The organism is Streptomyces torulosus, assembly GCF_001419765.1.
In the GTDB taxonomy this organism is placed as follows: domain Bacteria; phylum Actinomycetota; class Actinomycetes; order Streptomycetales; family Streptomycetaceae; genus Streptomyces; species Streptomyces torulosus.
Window position 1 is genome coordinate 1 of record NZ_LIRK01000518.1, and the last position, 3,873, is coordinate 3,873.

The 3,873-nt window shown below is 73.6% G+C and carries 5 protein-coding genes; 2 read left to right on the forward strand and 3 right to left on the reverse strand.

The genetic code is table 11. From position 1 onward, the window contains the following. Positions 1-1,252, reverse strand: a 1,252-nt coding sequence (locus AOK23_RS31780) for an AMP-binding protein (protein ID WP_240496656.1), incomplete at its 3' end; no start/stop codon positions are given. Positions 1,253-1,368: 116 nt separating this feature from the next. Further along, a complete protein-coding gene (locus AOK23_RS31785) occupies positions 1,369-1,950 on the reverse strand; it encodes an AMIN-like domain-containing (lipo)protein (RefSeq protein WP_055716021.1) in 582 nt (193 codons plus the stop codon). Between the two features lie 104 nt (positions 1,951-2,054). Here AOK23_RS31785 and AOK23_RS31790 point away from each other — a divergent pair, with 104 nt between their 5' ends. Continuing rightward, positions 2,055-2,624, forward strand: a complete 570-nt coding sequence (locus tag AOK23_RS31790; RefSeq protein ID WP_055716022.1) for a hypothetical protein — start codon at positions 2,055-2,057, stop codon at positions 2,622-2,624. A gap of 39 nt (positions 2,625-2,663) precedes the next feature. Here AOK23_RS31790 and AOK23_RS31795 read toward each other — a convergent pair whose 3' ends face one another. Next, on the reverse strand, positions 2,664-3,362 hold the full coding sequence (locus AOK23_RS31795; protein WP_055716023.1) for a hypothetical protein: 699 nt from the start codon (positions 3,360-3,362) through the stop codon (positions 2,664-2,666). Positions 3,363-3,603: 241 nt separating this feature from the next. Between AOK23_RS31795 and AOK23_RS31800 the strand changes: the two genes are divergently transcribed. Further along, a partial coding sequence (locus tag AOK23_RS31800) for a hypothetical protein (RefSeq protein ID WP_157878215.1) occupies positions 3,604-3,873 on the forward strand: 270 nt, incomplete at its 3' end.

Genomic DNA, 3,873 nt, shown 5'->3' on the forward strand with positions numbered 1-3,873 from the left:
CCTGCGGCCCCCGCACCTCCACATGCCCCACCCGCGACTCACCGAGCACACCATGGGCGGCACGCGCACCCTCCGGGTTCCCCGCGCCGCCGTCGCCCTCGCCGTCCCCCACCGGCCCGGTGATCCTGACCTCGCACCCCTCCACCGGCAGTCCGAGGTCCATCAGCTCCACCGCGTCCGTGCCCGGCGTGGTCTCCACCGCCCGGCCCCGGCTGAGCGCGGCCCTGTCGAGTACCACCGGCTCGGCGCGCTCGCCCAGCGGCGGCACGGTCACCGCGAGCGTCGCCTCGGCGAGGCCGTAGACGGGGAGCGGGGCGCACGGGTCGAGCCCGGCGGGGGCGGTGTGGGCCTGGAAGGCGCGCCAGACGCGCGGGGCGATCGGCTCGGCGCCCACGAGCAGCAGCCGTACAGGGCTCAGGTCGAGCCCGGCGAGGGTCGCGGCCGGGATCCGCCGTACGGCCAGGTCGAGGGCGAAGTTGGCGGCCGACAGCAGGGTCGCGCGGTGGCGGGCCGCGGCCTCCAGCCACAGGGCGGGGCGCTTGGCGAAGGACAGCGGTTCGACGCGTATCTGACGCACGCGCGCGGCCATCGGCACGAGGTGCGTGCCGATGAGGCCCATGTCGTGGAAGTACGGCATCCACGTAGCGATGACGTCGTCGCCGGTGATGGCCATGGCCGTACGGATCTGGTGGAGGTTCGCGAGGACGCCGGCGTGGGTCAGTTCGACGCCCTTGGGGGAGCCGGTGCTGCCGGAGGAGAACTGGAGGAACGCGACGTCGTCGGGCGCGGGCCGGTGCGGTCGCCGGGGCGGGCGACCCTCGCGGAGCGTGTCGAGCGGCAACGCCGCCACGTCCGCGTCCAGTTCGCCGAGCAGGGGTGCCGTGGAGGCGTCGACGACGACCGGCGGGCGGCCGAGGAGTTCCCACACCGGTCCGACGCGGCGCGGCTCGGGCGCGAGCGGCACGGGCACGGCGCCGGCCGCCAGCGCGCCCCAGAACATCGGCTGGAAGTCCTCGCCCCGGTCGGCGACCAGCGGCAGCGGGGTGCCCGCGCTGACGCCGGCCTCGATCAGGCCGCCCGCCACCCGCAGCGCCTCGTCGCGGAGTCCGGCGAAGGTGACGGTGTGCTCGCCGCCGTCGGCCCGCACATGAACGACGGTCCGCTCGGGAACCTCGCGCGCCGCGCCGAGCAGCACATCCAGCAGCGTCTCGGCCGACGCCCCGCCGTTCAAACCTTCATTCGATCTCTCCACCGTGCGGACCCTACAAGTCGGGCACCGCGGAACAGCACCGGCGCTCGGCCACCGCGTGTTCCCGCCCCTGCCGCGGGTCTCGCGCCCCTGCCGCGGGTCTCGCGCCCCGCTCGGCGTCAGCGCGTGCTCGTCCAGCTGTGGGCGACGTCGACGACCAGCCGGTCGTGCAGTTGGATCACCCGGAACGGGAGCCGGGCGCGGACACCGAGACCTATCTGGGTCTCGCCCTCGAAGCTGCCCGCGAAGCGGGTGTCGCGGAAGGTGCGGTAGCCGGTGAGGTCGACGCCGGGCAGCGGCTTGGCGGCCTTCCCCGGGTAGGCGACCGCGCCGGTCTCCGGGTCGTAGCTGGGCGCGGCGATCCTGATCTCCAGGACGGCGCCGCCGCCGACCGGGATGACGTCGCCCGAGCCGACCTGGTGCAACTGGTCGACGTACTGGACGTAGTAGCCGATGTGGTCGCCGCCGCCGGGGACGTCGAAGACCATGCGGTCGTAGCAGTCGTGGCGGCCGGTCCTGATGTCGGCCAGCGGGACGATGCCGCTGTCCGGGGCGCCCTTGAGGCCGCTGCCCCAGCCCGTCGGGCAGGCCGCCGCCGCCCGCGCGGCGCCCGCCGGAGCGGCACTCGCGCCGCCCCCCGCCGCCACCGTCGCCGTGCCGGCGAGTACGAGTACGGCCACCGCCGCTCCGATACGTCGCATGTTGTCCCCCCTGGATCGCATGACACTGCTATGGGGTGAGACGGCCCGGTATGGCGGATGGTTGTGTTCCGATCGCGACGAACGGCCCCGGATGGCGTCCCCGCATGTCTCTCACCGTCGACGCACTGGCCGGGTACGTGGAGCGGGGCCTCGACGCCGATCCGGCGCGCTGGTTCCCCGACGAGCCGTGGGCCGCCGTGCCCCCGGCGTCGACCCGCCCGGTCGCACCGTTCCTCGCCCGCCTTCCCCGCGACGCGGCGACGGCGCCGGCCGCCTTCGACCGCCGGGTGCGGGCGGGGACCATGCCGCGGTTCCTCGACATCCACGACTGGTCGTACGCCTTCGACTTCGCGGCCGACGACTGCCGGATCCTCGACTCGGACCACGAGACGGAGCTGTCCGACGACGACGTGTGGTCCGTCGGCGCCGACGGGGGCGGCAACTACTACGTGGTGCTCACCGACGGCCGCGTCGCCGTGTGGTTCCACGAGGAGGAGGTCGTCGAGGCGGACACGCAGTTGGACAACCTCGACGTCTTCGTGCGGTCGCTCGTCCGCTACCACGCCGTCCGCGTCGGCACCCTCCGACTGCCGGACGTCGAGACCGACTTCCGCGCCTTCGTCCGGCCCGGCGTCCTGGAACCGGAGAACGGCCTCCTCGCCTCCCTGTCCTGACCCCTGACCCTGGCCCCGCTCCGGCTCGCGCCGCCCGTGTCAGCGGGTCGCCGGGGCGGGGGACGGCACCTTGCGCAACAGGGGCGCGGAGGTGCCGCGACCGGTGGTGCCGCCGGAGGGCCGCCCGCCGACGTACTGGGTGTGCAGGCTGTCGTCGATCCGGCAGAGGATCCCGGTGGTGCGGCCGGGCGGCGCGCCCGGGTCGAGCTTGGCGGTGAACGACGCCAGCCGGTCGTAGAGGGTCCTGCAGCGAGCCCCCGTGGCGGACAGCTCCGCCGTCGTGGCCGTGTGCAGGGCGTCGAGGACGAGGACGAGGTTCTGCCCGGACAGCAGCACGTCCTGCATGCCTCCCTCGGCCTTGGTGACGCGGCCCGGCGGCAGGTTCGGGTCCGCGGTGAACCGGCCCGCCTTGCTCACACCGGGACCGATCCGGTCGTAGGGGTCGCGGGTGCTCTGGGTCCAGTTCGGCTCCCAGACGCCGAAGGCGGCGCGCGCCATGAAGGTCCAGGTGTCCTCGTGGCAGCGCAGCGTGATGTACGAGACGCCGGCGGCCCGGCGGAGCGTGCGGTGGTGCTCGTCGAGCGCGACCCGGTTCTCCGCGAGCGCGGCCAGGAGCACGGCCCGGTCCTCCTCACGCCATCGCCGCTCCTGCTCCTCGCGCTGAACTCTCAGCTCTCGGCCGAGCTGCTGGTTCCTCGTGTACTGCTCGACGAACGTCTTGACCAACGACTTGAACATGGGGCGCCTGCTGGGGGTCGGCCGGACAACCTGGGTCTTGCAGCGGCCCAACGACCCGCGCCGGATCTTGGTCACGCCACCCGCGCGGCGACGGCCACACACGGCGGGCACACTTTCTGTTGGCGCGTCAATTGTTGTGCACAACAAGCCAGTTGACCTTCGCGAGCTGGTGCGGACGATCCGTCAGTGAGTTGCCGTGGTGCACTGCCTTGATCGAGCGGTGAACGTTAAGGTCGGATTCATGAACGCACGGCTGGCCCTGCTCGACACGGTGGATCCCGGTGTCGCGGAGAGCGAGGTCTTCCGCCTCGCGCTCCAGCACGCGGTCGGAGAACTCGGAGCTCTCGGCGGCATGATCCACCTCCGCGGGCCGATGTCGGCGCTCCGTCTCGTGTCGGCGACCGGCCTCCCGGCCGCCCTCACCCGCCCCTGGGAGATCATCGACCAGGAGGGCCCCCTGCCCCCGGCCCGCGCCCTCCACCACGACCACGGTTCCTGGGCGCCCATCGCC

Coding starts and splice junctions, on each gene's coding strand:
- AOK23_RS31785 (WP_055716021.1), bottom strand. CDS start 1,950: ATGCGACGTATCGGAGCGGCGGTGGCCGTACTCGTACTCGCCGGCACG.
- AOK23_RS31790 (WP_055716022.1), top strand. CDS start 2,055: ATGTCTCTCACCGTCGACGCACTGGCCGGGTACGTGGAGCGGGGCCTC.
- AOK23_RS31795 (WP_055716023.1), bottom strand. CDS start 3,362: ATGTTCAAGTCGTTGGTCAAGACGTTCGTCGAGCAGTACACGAGGAAC.